The organism is Xanthomonas sp. LF07-6 (assembly GCF_034105445.1).
In the GTDB taxonomy this organism is placed as follows: Bacteria; Pseudomonadota; Gammaproteobacteria; order Xanthomonadales; family Xanthomonadaceae; genus Xanthomonas_A; species Xanthomonas_A sontii.
In genome coordinates this window covers 757419-775642 of the sequence record NZ_JAXGGI010000001.1, presented here as the reverse complement: position 1 = coordinate 775642, position 18224 = coordinate 757419, and the positions used below count along the sequence as shown (strand labels likewise).

General features: G+C 69.5%; 19 protein-coding genes and 1 tRNA gene. 17 read left to right on the top strand and 3 right to left on the bottom strand.

The window, feature by feature from the left end; all coding sequences use genetic code 11:
- Position 1 precedes the first annotated feature (1 nt).
- Positions 2-955, bottom strand: coding sequence for a MoxR family ATPase (locus SLW56_RS03185; RefSeq protein WP_026144543.1), 954 nt, complete (start codon positions 953-955; stop codon positions 2-4).
- Positions 956-991: 36 nt separating this feature from the next.
- Between SLW56_RS03185 and SLW56_RS03180 the strand changes: the two genes are divergently transcribed.
- From SLW56_RS03180 to SLW56_RS03170, 3 genes are read left to right on the top strand one after another with little or no spacing between them, the layout of a single operon-like run.
- Positions 992-2836, top strand: a complete 1845-nt coding sequence (locus SLW56_RS03180; RefSeq protein WP_267103773.1) for a glycosyltransferase family 39 protein — start codon at positions 992-994, stop codon at positions 2834-2836.
- 50 nt (positions 2837-2886) lie between these two features.
- Positions 2887-3876, top strand: a complete 990-nt coding sequence (locus SLW56_RS03175) for a glycosyltransferase family 2 protein (protein ID WP_267103774.1) — start codon at positions 2887-2889, stop codon at positions 3874-3876.
- Positions 3873-5717: a glycosyltransferase 87 family protein gene (locus SLW56_RS03170; protein WP_267103775.1), complete on the top strand. Its 1845-nt coding sequence runs from the start codon at positions 3873-3875 to the stop codon at positions 5715-5717. The genes SLW56_RS03175 and SLW56_RS03170 overlap by 4 nt, the downstream gene beginning before the upstream one ends.
- Position 5718: 1 nt before the next feature.
- Here the strand turns inward: SLW56_RS03170 and SLW56_RS03165 are convergent, their stop codons facing one another.
- Positions 5719-6291: a Maf family nucleotide pyrophosphatase gene (locus SLW56_RS03165; RefSeq protein WP_267084663.1), complete on the bottom strand. Its 573-nt coding sequence runs from the start codon at positions 6289-6291 to the stop codon at positions 5719-5721.
- A 144-nt stretch (positions 6292-6435) separates the two neighbouring features.
- Here SLW56_RS03165 and SLW56_RS03160 point away from each other — a divergent pair, with 144 nt between their 5' ends.
- From SLW56_RS03160 to SLW56_RS03095, 14 genes are all read left to right on the top strand, one after another.
- Entirely contained in the window at positions 6436-6945 is a 510-nt protein-coding gene (locus SLW56_RS03160) for a YceD family protein (protein ID WP_010342480.1), read from the top strand.
- A gap of 101 nt (positions 6946-7046) precedes the next feature.
- Positions 7047-7241, top strand: coding sequence for a 50S ribosomal protein L32 (gene rpmF / locus SLW56_RS03155; protein WP_010342479.1), 195 nt, complete (start codon positions 7047-7049; stop codon positions 7239-7241).
- Between the two features lie 97 nt (positions 7242-7338).
- Positions 7339-8322, top strand: coding sequence for a beta-ketoacyl-ACP synthase III (locus SLW56_RS03150; RefSeq protein WP_010342478.1), 984 nt, complete (start codon positions 7339-7341; stop codon positions 8320-8322).
- Positions 8323-8878: 556 nt separating this feature from the next.
- Complete coding sequence (fabD, locus tag SLW56_RS03145) at positions 8879-9823, top strand: ACP S-malonyltransferase (protein WP_267093622.1); 945 nt, start codon at positions 8879-8881, stop codon at positions 9821-9823.
- A gap of 91 nt (positions 9824-9914) precedes the next feature.
- The gene (gene fabG, locus SLW56_RS03140) at positions 9915-10658 is read left to right on the top strand and encodes a 3-oxoacyl-ACP reductase FabG (protein ID WP_010342476.1); all 744 of its coding nucleotides are present in this window, start codon (positions 9915-9917) and stop codon (positions 10656-10658) included.
- A 205-nt stretch (positions 10659-10863) separates the two neighbouring features.
- Positions 10864-11103 (top strand): acyl carrier protein, encoded by a 240-nt coding sequence (gene acpP, locus SLW56_RS03135; RefSeq protein ID WP_010342475.1) that lies wholly within the window; start codon positions 10864-10866, stop codon positions 11101-11103.
- 129 nt (positions 11104-11232) lie between these two features.
- Positions 11233-12468 (top strand): beta-ketoacyl-ACP synthase II, encoded by a 1236-nt coding sequence (fabF, locus tag SLW56_RS03130; RefSeq protein ID WP_043091024.1) that lies wholly within the window; start codon positions 11233-11235, stop codon positions 12466-12468.
- A 183-nt stretch (positions 12469-12651) separates the two neighbouring features.
- Complete coding sequence (locus SLW56_RS03125) at positions 12652-14001, top strand: aminodeoxychorismate synthase component I (RefSeq protein ID WP_295842710.1); 1350 nt, start codon at positions 12652-12654, stop codon at positions 13999-14001.
- 74 nt (positions 14002-14075) lie between these two features.
- Entirely contained in the window at positions 14076-15137 is a 1062-nt protein-coding gene (gene mltG, locus SLW56_RS03120; RefSeq protein WP_295842712.1) for an endolytic transglycosylase MltG, read from the top strand.
- Entirely contained in the window at positions 15134-15805 is a 672-nt protein-coding gene (tmk, locus tag SLW56_RS03115) for a dTMP kinase (protein ID WP_017917512.1), read from the top strand. Before mltG ends, tmk begins: the two co-directional genes overlap by 4 nt.
- Positions 15802-16764, top strand: coding sequence for a DNA polymerase III subunit delta' (locus tag SLW56_RS03110; protein WP_017917513.1), 963 nt, complete (start codon positions 15802-15804; stop codon positions 16762-16764). Before tmk ends, SLW56_RS03110 begins: the two co-directional genes overlap by 4 nt.
- Complete coding sequence (locus SLW56_RS03105) at positions 16761-17114, top strand: PilZ domain-containing protein (protein WP_010342469.1); 354 nt, start codon at positions 16761-16763, stop codon at positions 17112-17114. The genes SLW56_RS03110 and SLW56_RS03105 overlap by 4 nt, the downstream gene beginning before the upstream one ends.
- Before the next feature lie 87 nt (positions 17115-17201).
- Positions 17202-17276, top strand: a tRNA-Val gene (locus SLW56_RS03100).
- A gap of 9 nt (positions 17277-17285) precedes the next feature.
- A complete protein-coding gene (locus tag SLW56_RS03095; protein ID WP_267093625.1) occupies positions 17286-17978 on the top strand; it encodes a hypothetical protein in 693 nt (230 codons plus the stop codon).
- A gap of 15 nt (positions 17979-17993) precedes the next feature.
- Here SLW56_RS03095 and SLW56_RS03090 read toward each other — a convergent pair whose 3' ends face one another.
- Positions 17994-18221, bottom strand: coding sequence for a type II toxin-antitoxin system Phd/YefM family antitoxin (locus SLW56_RS03090; RefSeq protein ID WP_267093626.1), 228 nt, complete (start codon positions 18219-18221; stop codon positions 17994-17996).
- Between the last annotated feature and the right edge of the window lie 3 nt (positions 18222-18224).

The window sequence follows — 18224 nt, the reverse complement described above, 5'->3', positions numbered from 1 at the left end:
GTCAGTCCACCGCGACGCTGTGCAGGATCGCCTTGGCCAGGGCCTGGCCGGAGGCCGATTCCTGCTCGGCCACCAGGCGGTGCTCGGCGACGGCCACGAACAGCGCCTGCACGTCCTCGGGCAGCACATGGCCGCGGCCGAGCAGCAGCGCATGCGCCTTGGCCGCGCGCAGCAGGGCGATGCCGGCGCGCGGCGACAGGCCCACCCGTACGCCCGGATGCTGGCGGCTGCGCGCCAGCAGCGCCTGCACGTAGCCGACCAGCGCCTCGCTGGCATGGATCTGCTCCACGCCCTGCCGCAGCGTGGCCATGTCGGCCTCGCCGAGCAGCGGCTGCGCCTGCGCGATCAGGTCGCGGCGGTCGCTGCCGCTGAGCAGTGCGCGTTCGGCCTCGGCGTTGGGATAGCCCAGCGCCAGCCGCAGCAGGAAGCGGTCCAGTTGCGAGTCGGGCAGCGGGAACGTGCCGGACAGGTCCACCGGGTTCTGCGTGGCGATCACGAAGAACGGCGACGGCAGCGGATGGGTGGTGCCGTCGAGGGTGACCTGCTGTTCGGCCATCGCTTCCAGCAGCGCACTCTGCGTGCGCGGCGGCGCGCGGTTGATCTCGTCGGCGAGCAGCACGTGGGTGAACACCGGGCCGGGATGGAACTGGAACTGGCGCGACTGCGCGTCGTACACCGACACGCCAAGCACATCGGCCGGCAACAGATCGGAGGTGAACTGCACGCGCTGGAAGCCCAGCCCCAGGCTCGCGGCCAGCGCATGCGCCAGGGTGGTCTTGCCCAGGCCGGGCAGATCCTCGATCAGCAGATGTCCGCCGGACAGCAGGGCGACAAACGCCATGCGCACCTGTTGCGGCTTGCCCAGGACCAGCGCGTTGACCTGCTGCTGGGCGCGCGTGAGCGCCTCGCGCAACGTATCGGTTAGCATTTCCGGCAAGCGGGGCGGAGTAGGCATCGCAGTCTCGCAACGGTTTCAAGGAGTGTACGGGCAATGCAAGGGGAACAACGTGCACGCAGCGTCTTCATCGTGCTGTGGACGCTCGTCACCGCCGCCAAACTGCTGGTCGCCGCGCGCCTGCCGTTGTTCGTGGACGAGGCATTCTATTGGCAGGAAGGCCAGCATCTGGCGCTGGCCTACTCGGACCTGCCCGGGCTGACCGCGTGGCTGGCGCGGCTGGGTGTGGCGCTCGGCGGCGACCACCTGCTGGCGCTGCGCGCGCCGTTCCTGCTGCTGGGCGCGGCCGTGCCGTGGCTGATCGCACGCATCGCCACGCGCTGGTTCGGCGCAGTGGCGGGCTGGCGCGCCGGCAGCCTGGCCTTGCTGATGCCGCTGTCCGGCACCCTGGGCATCCTGGCGCTGCCGGACGTGCCGATGGCGCTGGCGACGATCCTGTGCATCGACGCCACCGCGCGGCTGCAGCGCCAGACCGAGGCGCTGAGCGCGGTGGAGCTGGCGCTGGGCCTGGTCATCGGCGCGCTGAGCCATTACCGCTTCGTCGGCGTGATCGGCGTCGGCGCGATCGCGCTGCTGCTGATCCCGCAGGGCCGGCGCATGCTGCGCGATCCGCAGGTATGGGTCGCGCTGGCGCTGGGCATGGTCGCCTGGCTGCCGCTGCTGGCCTGGAACGCGGACAACGGCGAGGCCGGTCTCAAGTTCCAGCTGGTCGACCGCCATCCCTGGAGTTTCCAGCCCGCCGGCATCGCCTTCCTGCTGATCCAGTTGCTACTGGTCACGCCGCTGCTGGCGGTGGCGATGACCAAGGTGGCGCTGATGGCCACGCGCGGCGGCAGCAGCGGCACGCGCGTGCAGTGGCGGTATTTCGGCCTGCTCGGCGGGGTGTCCACGCTGGGCATCTTCCTGCTCGGGTTCTTCACCGACGCCGAGCGGGTCAGCTTCCACTGGCCGCTGCCGGGTTATCTGGCGCTGCTGATCGCCACGCCGGTGATCCTCAACGGCTGGAGCAAGCCGCTGCGCCGCGCCACCTGGCTGCTGGCCGGGCTGGGCCTGGTCGGTGCGTTCGGCTACTACCTGGCGGTGTCGGTGCCGGCGGTGCGCGAGCACACCGCCGGCGACAAGTACTACCCGCGCAACTTCGCCGGCTGGCGGCCGCTGGCCGGCGCGGTGCGGCGCGAACTGGCGAGCATGCCGCCCGGCACCCAGGTGCTGGCGGACAACTTCAAGGTCGGCGCCGAACTCGGCTTCGAACTGCGCGATCCCAACATCCAGGTGCTGCCGCATCCGTTGAACGACAAGCACGGGCGCAGCGCACAGCTGCAGCAGTGGGGTCTGCTCAGCGACGGCCACCGCGACGGTCCACGGCTGCTTGTGCTTTCGCCCAGCGACATGAAGTACCGGCTGCTGCTGCAGCGCTACCACGCGGTCTGCGACCTGGTCGGTCCGCTGCCGCCGCCGCGGGTGGTGTCCAGCGACCACGGCAGCCAGCGTTTCCTGCTGTTCGCGCTGCCGGCGCAGCGCGCGAGCGGGCCTTGCACCACGCCGGCGATGGCCTGGTTCAACACCCCGGACGTGGACGCCAGCGTCGGGCGTCGCTTCGACGTGTCCGGCTGGGCGTTCAAGGACGGGGTGGGGATCGACCGGATCGAGGTGCTGCTCGACGGCAAGGTCGCGGCGCAGGCGCACTACGGCGACGTCTACGACGTCACCAGGTTCTGGAAGATCTCCACGGATCCCAATCATCCGAACATCGGCTTCCGTGCCACCGTCGATGCCAGTGGCCTGGCACCGGGCACGCACTGGCTGGGCCTGCGCCTGCACGGCCGCGACGGCAGCGTCGAGGATTGGTGGGAACAACCGATCGTGCTGCGCCCGCACTGAGCTAGGATGGCGCGCCTTTCCACGCTGCCGCGCAGGACCGCACGCCGCCCATGTCCAGTTTCCCCTCCGATCGCCCCGCGGTCGCGCCGCGGATCGCGGTGCTGGTGCCGTGCCACAACGAAGCGGCCACCATCGGCCGGGTCGTGGCCGATTTCGCCACGCATCTGCCCGGCGCGCAGGTCCATGTGTTCGACAACAATTCCAGCGACGCCACCATCGCCCGTGCGCGTGCGGCCGGCGCGGTGGTGCGCGAGGTCGCGCTGCAGGGCAAGGGCAACGTGGTGCGGCGCCTGTTCGCCGACATCGAGGCCGACGTCTACGTGCTGGTCGACGGCGACGCGACCTACGACGCGGCGATGGCGCCGGCGCTGGTCGAGCGGCTGCTGCGCGACGGACTGGACATGGTGGTCGGCGCGCGCCGCAGCGACGAAGCGGCGGCGTACCGCGCCGGCCATCGCACCGGCAACGTGCTGCTGACCCGCTGCGTGGGCTTCCTGTTCGGGCGCAGCTTCGACGACATGCTGTCCGGCTACCGGGTGTTCTCGCGGCGCTACGTGAAGTCGTTTCCCGCGCATGCCGCCGGCTTCGAGACCGAGACCGAACTGGCGGTGCACGCGCTGCAACTGCGCATGCCGGTGGCGGAAGTCGACACTGCCTACGGCGCGCGTCCGGAAGGATCGCAGAGCAAGCTTCGCACCTGGCACGACGGCACCCGCATCCTGTTGACCATCCTGCGCCTGTTCAAGGCCGAGCGGCCCTTGCTGTTCTTCTCGCTCGGCTTCGGCGCCTGCGTGCTGCTGGCGCTGGCGCTGGCGGTGCCGCTGTTGCTGACCTATGCGCAGACCGGCCTGGTGCCGCGGTTTCCCACCGCGATCCTGTGTTCGGCGTTGGTGTTGCTGGGTGTGTTGCTGCTGGCCTGCGGGCTGATCCTGGACACGGTCACGCGCGGCCGCATCGAGGCCAAGCGCCTGGCTTACCTGGCGATCCCGGCCTGGCCGGCGGCGGACGCGCAGGGTGCGCATCATGGTGACGGCGCATGAGCACCACTGCTGCTGCGGCGCTGCCGCGCCCGACGCGCCGCCAGCGCCTGCTGGCCGCGCTGGATCGCCGCTTCGCCTTCCACAGCCGCGGCAATGTGATCGCGGCGGGTGTGGCGGTCGCGCTTTTGGGTGGGCTGCTGTCGCTGTGGCTGGGCCAGGACGCCAACTGGGACCTGCGCAACTACCACCTGTACAACGGCTACGCCGTCCTGCACGGCCGCCTCGGCATCGACCTGGCGCCGGCGCAGATGCAGAGCTACTTCAATCCGCTGCTGGACGTGCTGCATTACGCGCTGTTCGTCGGCCTGCCTGCGCCGCTGGCCGGGTTCGCGATGGGCGTGCTGCACGCACTGGCGTTCCTGCTGCTGGCCGGCATCGTCTGGCAGGTGCTGGACCCGCGGCTGGACCGTGCGCGGCTGGTGCCGTGGCTGGCGCTGGCCGGGCTGTGCAGCGCCGCGTTCCTGTCCGAGTTCGCCGGCACCATGGGCGACAACACCAGCGCGCTGCCGGTGTTGGGCGCGCTGCTCGCCGCACTGCACGCGCAACGCCGCCAGTATGCCGCGGGGCAGGGCGTGGCGCTGGGCTGGTGGGCGCTGGCCGGCGCCCTGCTCGGGCTGGCGATGGCCTGCAAGCTGACCAACGCCCTGTTCGCGCTGGCCCTGGGCGTGGCCGCGCTGGTCGCCGGCGGTCGCCCGCGGCAACGGATCGGCGGCGCCGCAGTGCTGACTACGGTGACGGTGCTCAGTTTCGCGCTGCTGGCCGGGCCGTGGCTGCTGCGGGTGTGGCAGACCTTCGGCAATCCGCTGTTCCCGCAGTTCAACAGCCACTTCATGGCGCCGCTGGCGCAGCCGGTGGCGGTCAGCGACACGCGCTGGTTGCCGAAGACGCTGTGGGAGTGGCTGACCTGGCCGCTGCAGTTCTCGCTGGCGCCGAACCGGGTCAGCGAGGTGCGCCTGCGGCAACTGGTGTGGCCGCTGCTGTATCTGCTGGGCCTGGTCGCGCTGCTGCGCTGGATGCTGCGGGGTTTGCGCGGCTCCGCGCCTGCGGAGGTGGTCGCGCCGGCGTGGCGCGCGGTGCTGGTGTTCGTGGTGGTCGCCTTCCTCGCCTGGCAGGCGGCCTTCAGCATCCAGCGCTACCTGGTGGTGCCGGAGTTGCTGGCGCCGTTGCTGCTGTGGGTGGGGCTGCGGCGGCTGCTGCCGGCGCGCATCGCTGCCCCGGCGGCGCGCTGGACGCTGATCGCCTGTGCGGCCTTTGCGCTGTACGGCTGGGGCGAATGGGGGCACGAGCGCTGGGCGCGCGAGGCGTTCCGGGTGCAGGCGCCGCCGATGCCGCAACCCGAGCGCAGCCTGGTGCTGCTGGTCGGCGATGCACCGGAGTCCTGGCGCGTTCCGTTCCTGCCCGGGCAGGCGGCTTACGCGTCGGTCGCCTCCAATTTCCCGGAAACGCCGGCCTACGCCGCGCGGGTCCGCGAGATGCTGGCGGCGCGCGGGCAGGGCTATGCGCTGTTGCCGGCGGAAGTGGATCGCAATGTCGAGCGCCTGCAGCGGCTCAATGCGGTGGCCGCGCGCCTGGGCCTGGATCGCGGCCCCGACTGCGCGTTGATGCGGCGCCTGGCGCGGCGCCCGGTGCGCGCCGGTGTGGAGGTGGATGCCGGTCGTTGTCGCTGGGTGCTGCTGCCGGAACGGGCCGTGGATGTCGCCGCCGCGGATCGCCAGACCCAGGCGCTGGCGGCGCAGCAACTGGCGCGCTACGGTCTGGCGCTGCAGCCGGGGTCCTGTCAGATCTACCAATCCTGGGTCGGGCAGGCGCGCTTCCCGTACCAGTGGTGCCGGCTGCAGTGAGCTAGGGCAGCACGAAGCCGGCCTCGCGCAGCAACTCGGACAGCGCGATCAACGGCAGGCCGATCAGCGCGGTGGGATCCTGGGTCTGGATCGCGCGGAACAGGCTGATGCCCAGGCCCTCGCACTTGAAGCTGCCGGCGCAGTCCAGCGGCTGTTCGGCGGCGACGTAGCGGGCGATGGCGTCGGCCTGCAGATCGCGGAACTGCACTTCGGTGAGGTCGCAGGCGTGCAGGGTGCGCGCGCCGCGCTGCAGGCACACCGCGGTGTGGAAGCGCACGCTGCGCCCGGACATGGCGGCCAGCTGCGCGTGTGCCGCGGCGACATTGCCGGGCTTGCCCAGCGGTTGGCCGTCCAGTTCGGCGACCTGGTCCGAGCCGATCACCCAGGCCTCCCCGGCAGTGGCCGCGACCGCCGCCGCCTTGGCTGCCGCCAGTCGCTGCGCCAGCGCCAGCGGCGCTTCGCCGGGCAGCGGGGTCTCGTCGACCTGCGGGCGCGCGCAGTCGAAGGGCAGGCGCAGCCGCTGCAGCAGTTCGCGGCGGTAGGTGGAGGTGGAAGCCAGGATCAGCGCGTGCATCGGCGGAAGGGCGGGCGGCGGCAGGCCGGGGCCGGCAGTCTGCGGCGGCCGGCGCGGACCGGCAAGGCGGTTCGGGGCCGGGCTGGCAGCGGCCCATGTGGCGGTTTGACAGCGGCCCCGGCAGTCCTTAACATTCTGCGGCTTATGTCCGCGAACGTGCCCGAACTGTTGGATGCCTGGCGGATGGTCGCAGCGCGCAGGGTCTTCGAAGACCGTCTGCCGCTCTCGGCGATGACCCGTCTGCAAGGCAGCCTGGCCGACACCGAAGGCGAATGCCGCTACACGCTGGAATTCGGCCGCGACGCTGTACTGCAAGTGTCCTATGTCGAACTGAAGATCGAAACCGAGCTGCCGCTGATTTGTCAGCGCAGCCTGCAGCGCTTCCTGCTGCCGGTGTCGAGCGTGCAGCGGCTGGGGCTGATCCGCAGCGAGGAAGAAGAAGCCGCGCTGCCGCCGGATCACGAGGCTCTGCTGGTGCCGGAAGACGGCATGCTGCGGCCGGCCGATCTGGTTGAGGACGAGCTGGTGCTGGCGGTGCCGTTGGTGCCGGTGGCGCCCGGAAGCGAGGCGGTCGATCGCGACTGGCCGGCGACCGAGGAAGAAACGAGCAAGGTCAACCCGTTCGCGGCGTTGGCGGCGCTGAAGAAACAGTAGCGGTCGGTCCGCCTGCCGCTGCCTGAGGTTGTTGCCGGACGCGCGCGTCCTGCGCGACGTAATGACGACAGATGTAAACGAACCGAGTTTGGAGCAATCCCATGGCTGTGCAGAAATCCCGTGTCACCCCGTCCCGCCGCGGCCAGCGCCGTTCGCACGACGCCCTCAGCGCCAAGCAGCTGTCGACCGATCCGACCAGCGGCGAGATCCACCTGCGCCACCACGTCACCGCCGACGGTTACTACCGTGGCAAGAAGGTGATCGCCACCAAGACCGCGCAGGTCGAAGAAGATTGATCCGTGCCCGTCCACCGCGCTGCGGTGGATGGAGTCACCCATCTTCACAGGCCGCGCCGCACCGGGGCGGCCTGCGTAACAGGCAACAGGAACCAGCATGAGCAAGCGGATCTATTCCAGGATCGCGGGCACCGGCAGCTATTTGCCTGAAAAAGTGTTGACCAACGACGATCTGTCGCACATGGTCGACACCAGCGACGAATGGATCCGCAGCCGTACCGGCATCCGCGAGCGGCACATCGCCGCCCCCGGCCAGACCGCCGGCGACCTGGGCTACGAGGCCGCGCTGAAGGCGATCGAAGCCGCCGGCATCGATGCCGCCGAACTCGACATGATCGTGGTCGGCACCACCACGCCGGACCTGATCTTCCCGTCCACCGCCTGCCTGATCCAGGCCCGCCTCGGCGTGGTCGGTTGCCCGGCGCTGGACGTCAACGCCGCCTGTTCCGGCTTCGTCTACGCGCTCAGCGTGGCCGACAAGTTCATCCGCAGCGGCGACGCCAAGACCGTGCTGGTCATCGGCACCGAAACCCTCAGCCGCATCGTCGATTGGACCGAGCGCACCACCTGCGTGCTGTTCGGCGACGGTGCCGGCGCGGTGGTCCTGCGCGCCGACGAAGACACGGGCATCCTCAGCACCCATCTGCATGCCGACGGCAGCAAGAAGGAGCTGCTGTGGAATCCGGTCGGCATCGCTACCGGGCTGGGCGACGGCACCGGCGACCCGGCCGCCGGCGGCATCCAGATGAAGGGCAGCGAGGTGTTCAAGTACGCGGTCAAGGCGCTGGACGCCGTGGTCGACGAGACCCTCGAGGCCAACGGCCTGGACAAGCACGACCTGGACTGGCTGATCCCGCACCAGGCCAACCTGCGCATCATCGAAGCCACCGCCAAGCGCCTGGAACTGCCGATGGAGCAGGTGGTGGTGACGGTGGACATCCACGGCAACACCTCCTCCGCCTCGGTGCCGATGGCGCTGGACGTGGCGGTGCGTTCGGGCCGCGTGCAGCGTGGCCAGTTGCTGCTGCTGGAAGCCTTCGGCGGCGGCTTCACCTGGGGCTCGGCGCTGCTGCGCTACTGAGCCTGTTTCCGCGCCCGGCGCCGTTGGCGGCGTCGTGGCGCGCGATCGCGATCCGATGCCGGGCGCCGTGCGTCGTCGCCACGACGCGCGGCAATGCGCTCGCCGAACCCAATTCTCATGACGCCAGCGCGTCCGGCGCGTGCATCGCGGTGCGTGGTCGCGCGCGGCCTGTGCCGCGATGCGTCCGTGTCTGTCTTCCTTTCGCGACATCACGCCGTACGCGAAAAGCGCGATTCGCCCAGCGTGTTCGCCTGTGGGTGCGCGCTTTTTGCGTTGTCGCCTGGGCGTCCAGCCGCGCCCATCGGACATGCCCCAAGTTCCGCCTCTCCGCGGTGACGCGCTGCCAGCACCCTTGCCCGCGCGCACGATCGCAACGCCTTGCGCTGGCGTGCGTCCCGCGCGTCACGTGTGCTGTCGGCCTGACACCGGGCGCCGCCGAGCGAGGCGCGACCGGCGGCAGGCGATGGGGCGGTCGCCATTTCACATACGCCCGGGTACAGACGCCCGGCCGGTTTCGCCCGTATCATCGCCGCTCGATTTTCGCAGGGCCGACCGCGTGACCGATTCCACACTCGCCTTCGTCTTCCCCGGCCAGGGTTCGCAATCGCTGGGCATGCTGGCCGAACTGGCCGAATTGCATCCGCAGCTGCGCGACAGCTTCGCCGAAGCCTCCGAGGGCGCCGGCGTGGACCTGTGGGCGCTGAGCCAGGGCGGCCCGGAAGAGATGCTCAACCGCACCGAGTACACCCAGCCGGCGCTGCTGGCCGCCAGCGTGGCGCTGTGGCGGCTGTGGCTGGCCGAGGGTGGGGCGCGTCCGGCGCAGCTGGCCGGGCACAGCCTGGGCGAATACAGCGCGCTGGTCGCCGCCGGCGCCCTGTCGCTGCACGACGGCGCGCACCTGGTGCGGCTGCGCGGGCAACTGATGCAGGACGCTGCGCCGGCCGGCGTGGGCGCCATGGCCGCCGTGCTCGGTGCCGAGGACGCGCTGGTCGAAGAGGTCTGCGCGCAGGCCGCGGGCAGCCAGGTGGTGGTGCCGGCCAACTACAACTCGCCGGGGCAGGTGGTGATCGGCGGCGATGCCGCGGCGGTCGACCGCGCCCTGGCGCTGCTGGCCGAGCGCGGCGTGCGCAAGGCGGTGAAGCTGGCGGTCAGCGTGCCGTCGCACACCCCGCTGATGCGCGAGGCGGCCAACCGCCTGGCCGAAGCGATGCGCGGGCTGGCCTGGCAGGCGCCGCAGCTGCCGGTGGTGCAGAACGCCGATGCGCAGGTGCACGAGGGCGTCGAGGCGATCCGCCAGGCGTTGGTCGAGCAGTTGTATCTGCCGGTGCGCTGGACCGGCTGCGTGCAGGCGCTGGCCGCCGGCGGCGCCACCCGCCTGGCCGAGTGCGGCCCGGGCAAGGTGCTGACCGGGCTGGTCAAGCGCATCGACAAGTCGCTCGACAGCCGCGCCCTGGGCACGCCCGCCGAGTTCGCCGGCGCGCGCGAGGCCTGGGCCTCCTGATCGCCGGTCGCCGCGCGGTGCGCCGTTCGCCCGCGCTGGTTTCCTTCCTTTCCCCCGGCGCCATGCGCCGTCCGTCTCCAAGGAAACGCAGATGAGCAAGCCATTGCAGGGCGAGATCGCGCTGGTCACCGGTGCCAGCCGCGGCATCGGTGCCGCCATCGCCGACGAACTGGCCGCGCAGGGCGCCACCGTCATCGGCACCGCCACCTCCGACGCCGGCGCGCAAGCGATCGGCGCGCGCCTGGCCGCCCACGGCGGCCACGGCCGTGCGCTGGACGTCACCGACGGCGCCGCGGTCGACGCGCTGATCGAGGCGATCGCCAAGGAATTCGGCCCGGTCTCGATCCTGGTCAACAACGCCGGCATCACCCGCGACAACCTGCTGATGCGGATGAAGGACGACGACTGGCAGGCGATCATCGACACCAACCTGACCAGCGTGTTCCGCACCTCCAAGGCGGTGCTGCGCGGCATGATGAAGGCGCGCAAGGGCCGCATCGTCAACATCGCCTCGGTGGTCGGCGTGACCGGCAATCCGGGCCAGGCCAACTACGCCGCGGCCAAGGCCGGCATCATCGCCTTCTCCAAGTCGATGGCCAAGGAAATCGGCTCGCGCGGCATCACCGTCAACGTGGTCGCGCCGGGCTTCATCGACACCGATATGACCAAGGCGCTGCCGGAAGCGCAGCGCACCGCGCTGCTGGAGCAGATCGCGCTCGGCCAGCTCGGCCAGCCGTCCGACATCGCCAACGCGGTGGCGTTCCTGGCCGGGCCCGGCGCCGGCTACATCACCGGCGAAACCCTGCACGTGAACGGCGGGATGTACATGCCGTGAGCCTGCGGCGCAGCGGACGCGCCTAAGTGGCTGATCGGCCGGCATTTGTGCAGTGCTGCAAGGGCCAGTCGGTTTCCACTACACTACCCAACGCGGCCATCGCAGCCCGATGGCGTTTTGTGAGTCCCTCACAGGAGCACCGCACATCCGTGTGCGGGGATCCTAAAACTCGAACCACCACTACTCCATCTGGAGCGATATCCCAATGAGCACCATCGAAGAACGCGTCAAGAAAATCGTCGTCGAACAACTCGGCGTCAAGGAAGAAGAAGTCACCAACAACGCATCGTTCGTCGATGACCTGGGTGCCGACTCGCTGGACACCGTCGAGCTGGTGATGGCCCTGGAAGAAGAGTTCGAGTGCGAGATCCCGGACGAAGAAGCCGAGAAGATCACCTCGGTGCAGCAGGCCATCGACTACGTCAAGGCGCACGTCAAGAGCTGAGGCTGCGTTCGCGATCGCCATCGGCGCCTGCGTGGGCCCGATGCGCGTGACAATCCCATGGGGCCGCGCATGCGGCCCTGTGTTTTTACAGCGTCAAGGCCGCGCGTATCGCGGTGAGGAGATTTCGCAATGAGCCGTCGTGTCGTCGTAACCGGCATGGGCCTGGTGTCGCCGTTGGGCAATGACCTGGCCAGCAGTTGGGAAGGGATCGTCAACGGACGCTCCGGCATCGGCCCGATCACCCAGATCGATGCGTCTCAGTTCACCACCAAGATCGCCGGCGAGATCAAGGATTTCGATCCGACCAAGTTCATCTCGTCCAAGGACGCGCGCAAGATGGACTCGTTCATCCATTACGGCGTCGGCGCCTCGTTCATGGCGCTGGACGATTCCGGCCTGGAGATCACCGAGGCCAATGCCGAACGCATCGGCGCGATCCTCGGCTCCGGCATCGGCGGCCTGCTCGGCATCGAGGAACAGACCGTCAAATTCCACGAGGGCGGCGCGCGCAAGATCTCGCCGTTCTACGTGCCCAGCACCATCATCAACATGCTGCCGGGCCAGGTGAGCCTGATCAAAGGGCTGAAGGGGCCGACCTTCTCCGCGGTCTCGGCCTGCGCCACCTCCAACCATTCCATCGGCACCGCGATGCGCATGATCCAGCACGGCGACGCCGACGTGATGCTGGCCGGCGGCGCCGAGCGCGGCTCCTCGCCGACCTCGGTGGGCGGCTTCTGCTCGATGAAGGCGATGTCCACCCGCAACGACGATCCCGCCGCCGCCTCGCGGCCGTGGGACAAGGAGCGCGACGGCTTCGTGCTCGGCGACGGCGCCGGCGTGCTGGTGCTGGAAGAGTACGAACACGCCAAGGCGCGCGGCGCGCGCATCTATGCCGAGCTGGTCGGTTTCGGCGCCAGCTCCGACGCTTTCCACATGACTGCCCCTAGCGAGGACGGCGAAGGTGCCGCGCGCAGCATGGTGGCGGCGATGAAGGACGCCAAGCTCAATCCGGACCAGATCGACTACCTCAACGCGCACGGCACCTCCACGCCGCTCGGCGACCTGGCCGAGACCCTGGCGATGAAGCGTGCGCTGGGCGATCACGCCTACAAGACCATGGTCAGCTCCACCAAGTCGATGACCGGCCACCTGCTCGGCGCCGCCGGCGGTGCCGAAGCGATCTTCTCGGTGATGGCGATCCACGCCGGCATCATCCCGCCGACCATCAACCTGCACGAGCCGGGGGAAGGCTGCGATCTGGACTACGTGCCGAACGTGGCGCGCGAGAAGAAGATCGACGTGGCGATGTCCAATGGGTTCGGCTTCGGCGGGACCAACGGGACGTTGGTGTTCAAGCGGGTCTGAGGGCCGGGAATCGGGAATAGGGAATCGGGAATCGTCACAGCCGGCGCCTCACTCCCATCGCGCGCGTCCATCTATCGGGCGGCGCGCGTGAGGTCGGCGCGCGTTGCTGTGGTATCGCTTGGAGCTTGTCTGGCGACGCCTCCCGTTCCCTGACGTTTCTTTCATTCTTCCAGCGGATCTTCGATGCTGCGTACCGTTCCCTTGCCGGCCGAGGTCGATCTGCTGGCGCTGCATCGCCTGGCGCCGCAGCGGTATCCGGTGTTGCTGGAATCGGCGGCGTCGGGCACGGCGCAGGGGCGCTGGGATCTGTTGCTGGTCGCCGACGGGCAGGGCCTGCGGCTGGATCGCGATGGGGGCACCCGCGCGCTGGATGGCACGGCGGTCGCCGGCGATTTCCTCGATGCGCTGGACACGCATTGGCAGGCCGAACGCTGCGAGCGCGACGAGCCGCGCTGGCCGTTCCGTGGCGGCTGGGCGCTGCTGCTGGACTACGAACTGGCCGCGCAGGTGGAGCCGGTGCTGCAGTTGCCGCCCTCCGCCGCGGCCACGCCTGCGGCGCTGGCCTTGCGTTGTCCCGCCGCGCTGCTGCGCGATCACGTCACCGGCGACTGCGTGGCGCTGGCCGAACCTGCGCATGCGGCGCTGCTGGACGCCGTACTCGCTGATCTGCAGGTGCTGCCCGCAGCCGCACCGGCGCCGGCGTGGCAGGCGCCGCTGGCGATCGAGGAAGACCCGCCGCAGCGCTTCGTCGACGGCGTGCGCCGCATCCTCGACTACCTGCGTGCCGGCGACGTGTTCCAGGTCAACCTGTCGCGGCGCTGGTCGGCGCGCTTCGCCGCGCCGCTGGCGCCGGCGGCGCTGTACGCGCAACTGCGCCGCGCCAACCCGGCACCGTTCGCCGGCCTGTTCGTCGGCCACGGCCGCGCCGTGGTCAGTTCCTCGCCGGAACGGCTGGTGTCGGTGCGCGGCGACGTGGTCGAGACCCGGCCGATCGCCGGCACCCGCGCACGCGCGCCGGGCGACGACGAGGCCGCGCGCATCCGCGAACTGGTCGGGCACCCCAAGGAGCGCGCCGAGCACGTGATGCTGATCGACCTGGAGCGCAACGACCTGGGGCGGATCTGCGCGCCGGGCAGTGTCGAGGTCGACGAACTGATGACCGTGGAGAGCTACGCCCACGTGCACCACATCGTCAGCAATGTGCGTGGCCGGCTGCGTGCGGGCACCACGCCGGGCGAGACGATCCGCGCCACCTTCCCGGGCGGCACCATCACCGGCTGCCCCAAGGTGCGCTGCATGCAGATCATCGCCGAGCTGGAGCAGACCCCGCGCGGCGCCTACACCGGCGCGTTCGGCTGGCTCAACCGCGACGGCGACATGGACCTGAACATCCTCATCCGCACCGCCGAGGTGGATGGCGCGCAGGTGCAGTTCCGCACCGGCGCCGGCATCGTGTTCGACTCGGACCCGGAGCGCGAGCTCGACGAGACCCGGGCCAAGGCGCGCGGCCTGCTGCGCGCGCTGGAGCCGTGAGCGGGGCCGCGCGATACCGGGCCATGCCGGCCGCGCGGTATCCTGCACGTCATTGAATTCGCTCCGAGGTGGTCGTGGCTTGGGCTAAACGCGGGTGTCTGACCCTGCTGGGGACATTGCTGGTGCTGGCGCTGCTGGTGGCCGCGGCCGGCGCTTGGTGGTGGCACAGCTATCGCGCCTTCGCCGAGCAACCGCTGCAGGCGAGCCAGCCCAGCGTGGAAGTGGCGCGCGGCGCCTCGCTCAACGGCGTGCTGCGCAAGCTGCGCGCCGCCGGCGTGACCCAGGGCAGCGACCTGCAGTGGCAGGTGCTGGCGCGCGAACTGGGCGTGGCCGGCAAGCTCAAGTTCGGCGAATACGCACTTCAGCCGGCACTGAGCCCGCGCGAGCTGCTGCTGCGCATGCGCAAGGGCCAGGTGATCCAGTACCGCTTCACCATCGTCGAAGGCTGGAACGTGCGCCAGCTGCGCAGCGCCTTGAACGCGGCCACGCCGCTGGTGCACACCACCGCCGACCTCAGCGACAGCGAACTGATGGCCAAGCTCGGCCAGCCCGGCCAGCACCCGGAAGGCCGCTTCCTGCCCGAGACCTACCTCTACCAGCGCGGCGACACCGATCTGCAACTGCTGCGTCGCGCGCATGCGGCGATGGACAAGGCCCTGGCCGAGGCCTGGGACGCGCGCGCCAAGGACCTGTCGTTGCAGTCGCCGGAGCAGGCGCTGATCCTGGCCTCGATCGTGGAGAAGGAAACCGGCCTGGCCGCCGAGCGCCCGCAGATCGCCGGCGTGTTCGTGCGCCGCCTGCAACTGGGCATGAAGCTGCAGACCGATCCGAGCGTGATCTACGGCATCGGCAGCGCCTACGATGGCAACATCCGCAAGCGCGACCTGGAGACCGATACGCCGTACAACACCTACACCCGCACCGGCCTGACCCCGACCCCGATCGCCATGCCCGGCCGCGACGCGCTGCGTGCCGCCACCAACCCGGCGCCGGGCGACAGCCTGTACTTCGTGGCCATCGGCGACGGCAGCGGCGCGCATGCGTTCTCCGCCAACTACGCCGAGCACAACGCGGCGGTGGCGCGCTACCTGCAGCGCCTGCGCCAGGCGCGCAGCGACGCGGCGGTGTCGCCATGAGCGAGGCCGTGCTGCGTCACCATCGCTTCGTCAGCCTGGAAGGCGGCGAGGGCGCCGGCAAGACCACCGCGATCAACGCGATCCGCGATGCGTTGCAGGCGCAGGGCCATGAAGTGGTGCTGACCCGCGAGCCGGGCGGCACGCCGTTGGCCGAACGCATCCGCGCGCTGCTGCTGGACAAGACCCCCGGCGAAGTCGCCGAGCCGCTGGCCGCCGAGACCGAACTGCTGCTGGTGTTCGCCGCGCGCGCGCAGCACGTGCGCGAGGTGATCCGCCCGGCGCTGCAGCGCGGCGCCTATGTGGTCAGCGACCGCTTCACCGATTCCAGCTACGCCTACCAGGGCGAAGGCCGCGGCCTGGATCGCGCCTGGATCGCCGACCTGGAGCGGCGCGCGGTCGGCCTGCAGCCGGGCCTGACCCTGCTGCTGGACCTGGACGTGCAGATCGGCCGCGCCCGCACCAGTGGCCGCGATCTGTGGCCGGACCGGATCGAGAGCGAGCAGGACGATTTCTTCCAGCGCGTGCGTGCCGGCTTCCGTCAGCGCGCCGCGCAGGATCCGCAGCGCTTCCGCGTCATCGACGCCAGCCAGCCGCCGCAGGCGGTCGCCCAGGCAGTCGCTGCCGCGCTGGCGGCGTGGGTGCAGCAGCAACAGGAGCCGACGCCATGAGCGACGTGCCGTTCGCGCCCTGGCAGCAGCGCGCCTACGACCAGACCGTGGCCGCGCTCGACGCCGGCCGCCTCGGCCACGGCCTGCTGATCTGCGGGCCGGAAGGCCTGGGCAAGCGTGCGGTGGCGCTGAAGCTGGCCGCGCACGTGCTCGGTCAGGGCGAGCCGGCCGCGGCGCTGCGCAGCGCGCAGTTGATCGCCGCCGGCACCCATCCGGACCTGCAACTGATTTCGTTCATCCCCAACCGCACCGGCGACAAGCTGCGCACCGAGATCGTCATCGAGCAGGTGCGCGAGATCTCGCAGAAGCTGGCGCTGACCCCGCAGTACGGCGTGGCCCAGGTGGTGGTGGTGGACCCGGCCGACGCGATCAACCGCGCCGCCTGCAATGCGTTGTTGAAGACGCTGGAAGAGCCGCAGCCCGGCCGCTATCTGTGGCTGATCAGCGCGCAGCCGGCGCGCCTGCCGGCGACCATCCGCAGCCGCTGCCAGCGCCTGGAGTTCAAGCTGCCGCCGGCCGACGAAGCGATCGCGTGGCTGCTGGCCCAGGACTTTCCCGAGAAGACCGCGCGCGAAGCGCTGGACGCCGCGCGCGGCCATCCCGGCCTGGCCGCGCAGTGGCTGCGCGAGGACGGATTGAAGCTGCGCCGGCAGGTGGCCGCGGACCTGGAACAGGTCGCCGCCGGCAAGCTCGGCGCGCTGGACGCCGCGCAGCGCTGGAGCGGCGACGCACTCGCCGAGCAGCGCCTGGGCCATGCCGCCGACCTGGCGCTGGCGCAGGCCTCGCAGGCCGGCTTGACCGACCCGGCGCGATTGCACAAGCTGGCCGCGTGGTTCGATGCCGCCAATCGCACCCGCGATCTGCTGCGGACCACCGTGCGCGCCGACCTGGCGATCGCGGAACTGTTGCTGGCCTGGCGCGATGGCGATCGCCCGGCCCGGAGAGGGGCACAACGATGAGCGCGATGAGCGGACGCCAGGGCATCCTGTCGCTGGCGGTGAAGGACAAGGCGGCGCTGTACAACGCCTACATGCCGTTCGTGAAGAACGGCGGCATCTTCGTGCCCACCCCCAAGCGCTACTTCCTCGGCGACGAGGTGTTCCTGCTGCTGACCCTGCCCGATTCCAGCGAGCGCCTGCCGGTGGCCGGCAAGGTGATCTGGGTGACCCCGGTCGGCGCCCAGGGCAACCGCGCCGCCGGCATCGGCGTGCAACTGCCGGACAACAGCGAAGGCGAGACCATCCGCACCAAGATCGAGACCCAGCTGGCCGGCATCCTCAACGCCGACAAGCCCACCCAGACCATGTAGCGGCCGCGCGGCGACGCCGCGCAACGGACCTCGCAAGGACCCATTGACGCCGCGCGCCACAGCCCTATAATGTGCGGCTCGCGACACGGGCGGTTAGCTCAGCGGTAGAGCATTGCCTTCACACGGCAAGGGTCGCAGGTTCGAACCCTGCACCGCCCACCACGAATTTGAGTGTCAACCAAAAGCCGGCCTAGTGCCGGCTTTTGCTTTGCTGCAACCTTCCTGCAAATTGATGAATTTTTGGGAGTGGTGCTGATGATCTGTCCGATGGCTGTCGATTGGGGTGATGTCGCCACATGGTTTAGCGGAGTTGCAGCCTTTTCTGCTGTGGTTGTTGCTCTAATGACTGGTAAAGAGGCTAGAAGGATCGCTCAGGAGGCTCGAAACGCAGCGGATGAAGCAGCGGCTGCGGAGCGTGCTAGGAGTAAAGCTGCCAGGCATGATCAGGCGGTGTGCTTGGCATTGGTCTTTCACCATGAGTTGTGGTTATTACATGGCCTGCTCTGCGACTATGCCGCTGCTCTGCGTGATGGAATCGAGCGCGCTGATAGAGATGAGCTTCTTCTGATCCTCATATGGCGCAAACCACAAGATTCCTTGACTCTACTCACGCGGATGGCTGAGTCGTTTGAGGTTTTTGAGCGTGACACAAGGGCACTACTTTTCACTGCATTGAGTGGATGGGTATCCATTCGTCAGGCTCCCAGCGCGGAAGATCTCCGGGGCGCTCCCATGGAAATAGTAAAAGCAGGTGCGATTTCTACGGCAAAGACGGCTGATGCCATTGCTACAGCTTGTGCCAGAGCAATACGGGCAATTTTGCCGTTGGCGCAAGAGGTCCGTCCTGAACTGACTGCTCCCTAAGCTGTAATTGCTATTTCAGCGTCGATTTTTATGTGGATAGATTTCGGCAAGCATTGCGCATTCTTTGGCCTGCGTAGCAGACAGATAGGCGGTTTCCTCCATCGCCTTGTAGTCTTCTAGCAACAGCATGACCACGGCTTGCTTGCGGCCACGCGTGATGATCACCGGCTCATGGTTTTTGATCACGCGGTCCATGATGCTCGCCAGAGAAGAACGTGCGGCGCTGTAGGAAATGATGTCCATCGT

Excerpts from the sequence above, each read along its gene's own strand:
- SLW56_RS03125 (WP_295842710.1), top strand. The coding sequence starts at position 12,652 with ATGCTGCGTACCGTTCCCTTGCCGGCCGAGGTCGATCTGCTGGCGCTG.
- SLW56_RS03170 (WP_267103775.1), top strand. The coding sequence starts at position 3,873 with ATGAGCACCACTGCTGCTGCGGCGCTGCCGCGCCCGACGCGCCGCCAG.
- rpmF (WP_010342479.1), top strand. The coding sequence starts at position 7,047 with ATGGCTGTGCAGAAATCCCGTGTCACCCCGTCCCGCCGCGGCCAGCGC.
- fabF (WP_043091024.1), top strand. The coding sequence starts at position 11,233 with ATGAGCCGTCGTGTCGTCGTAACCGGCATGGGCCTGGTGTCGCCGTTG.
- SLW56_RS03090 (WP_267093626.1), bottom strand. The coding sequence starts at position 18,221 with ATGGACATCATTTCCTACAGCGCCGCACGTTCTTCTCTGGCGAGCATC.
- SLW56_RS03160 (WP_010342480.1), top strand. The coding sequence starts at position 6,436 with ATGTCCGCGAACGTGCCCGAACTGTTGGATGCCTGGCGGATGGTCGCA.
- SLW56_RS03110 (WP_017917513.1), top strand. The coding sequence starts at position 15,802 with ATGAGCGACGTGCCGTTCGCGCCCTGGCAGCAGCGCGCCTACGACCAG.
- SLW56_RS03150 (WP_010342478.1), top strand. The coding sequence starts at position 7,339 with ATGAGCAAGCGGATCTATTCCAGGATCGCGGGCACCGGCAGCTATTTG.
- SLW56_RS03165 (WP_267084663.1), bottom strand. The coding sequence starts at position 6,291 with ATGCACGCGCTGATCCTGGCTTCCACCTCCACCTACCGCCGCGAACTG.
- SLW56_RS03180 (WP_267103773.1), top strand. The coding sequence starts at position 992 with ATGCAAGGGGAACAACGTGCACGCAGCGTCTTCATCGTGCTGTGGACG.
- fabG (WP_010342476.1), top strand. The coding sequence starts at position 9,915 with ATGAGCAAGCCATTGCAGGGCGAGATCGCGCTGGTCACCGGTGCCAGC.
- SLW56_RS03185 (WP_026144543.1), bottom strand. The coding sequence starts at position 955 with ATGCCTACTCCGCCCCGCTTGCCGGAAATGCTAACCGATACGTTGCGC.
- acpP (WP_010342475.1), top strand. The coding sequence starts at position 10,864 with ATGAGCACCATCGAAGAACGCGTCAAGAAAATCGTCGTCGAACAACTC.
- SLW56_RS03105 (WP_010342469.1), top strand. The coding sequence starts at position 16,761 with ATGAGCGCGATGAGCGGACGCCAGGGCATCCTGTCGCTGGCGGTGAAG.
- tmk (WP_017917512.1), top strand. The coding sequence starts at position 15,134 with ATGAGCGAGGCCGTGCTGCGTCACCATCGCTTCGTCAGCCTGGAAGGC.
- SLW56_RS03175 (WP_267103774.1), top strand. The coding sequence starts at position 2,887 with ATGTCCAGTTTCCCCTCCGATCGCCCCGCGGTCGCGCCGCGGATCGCG.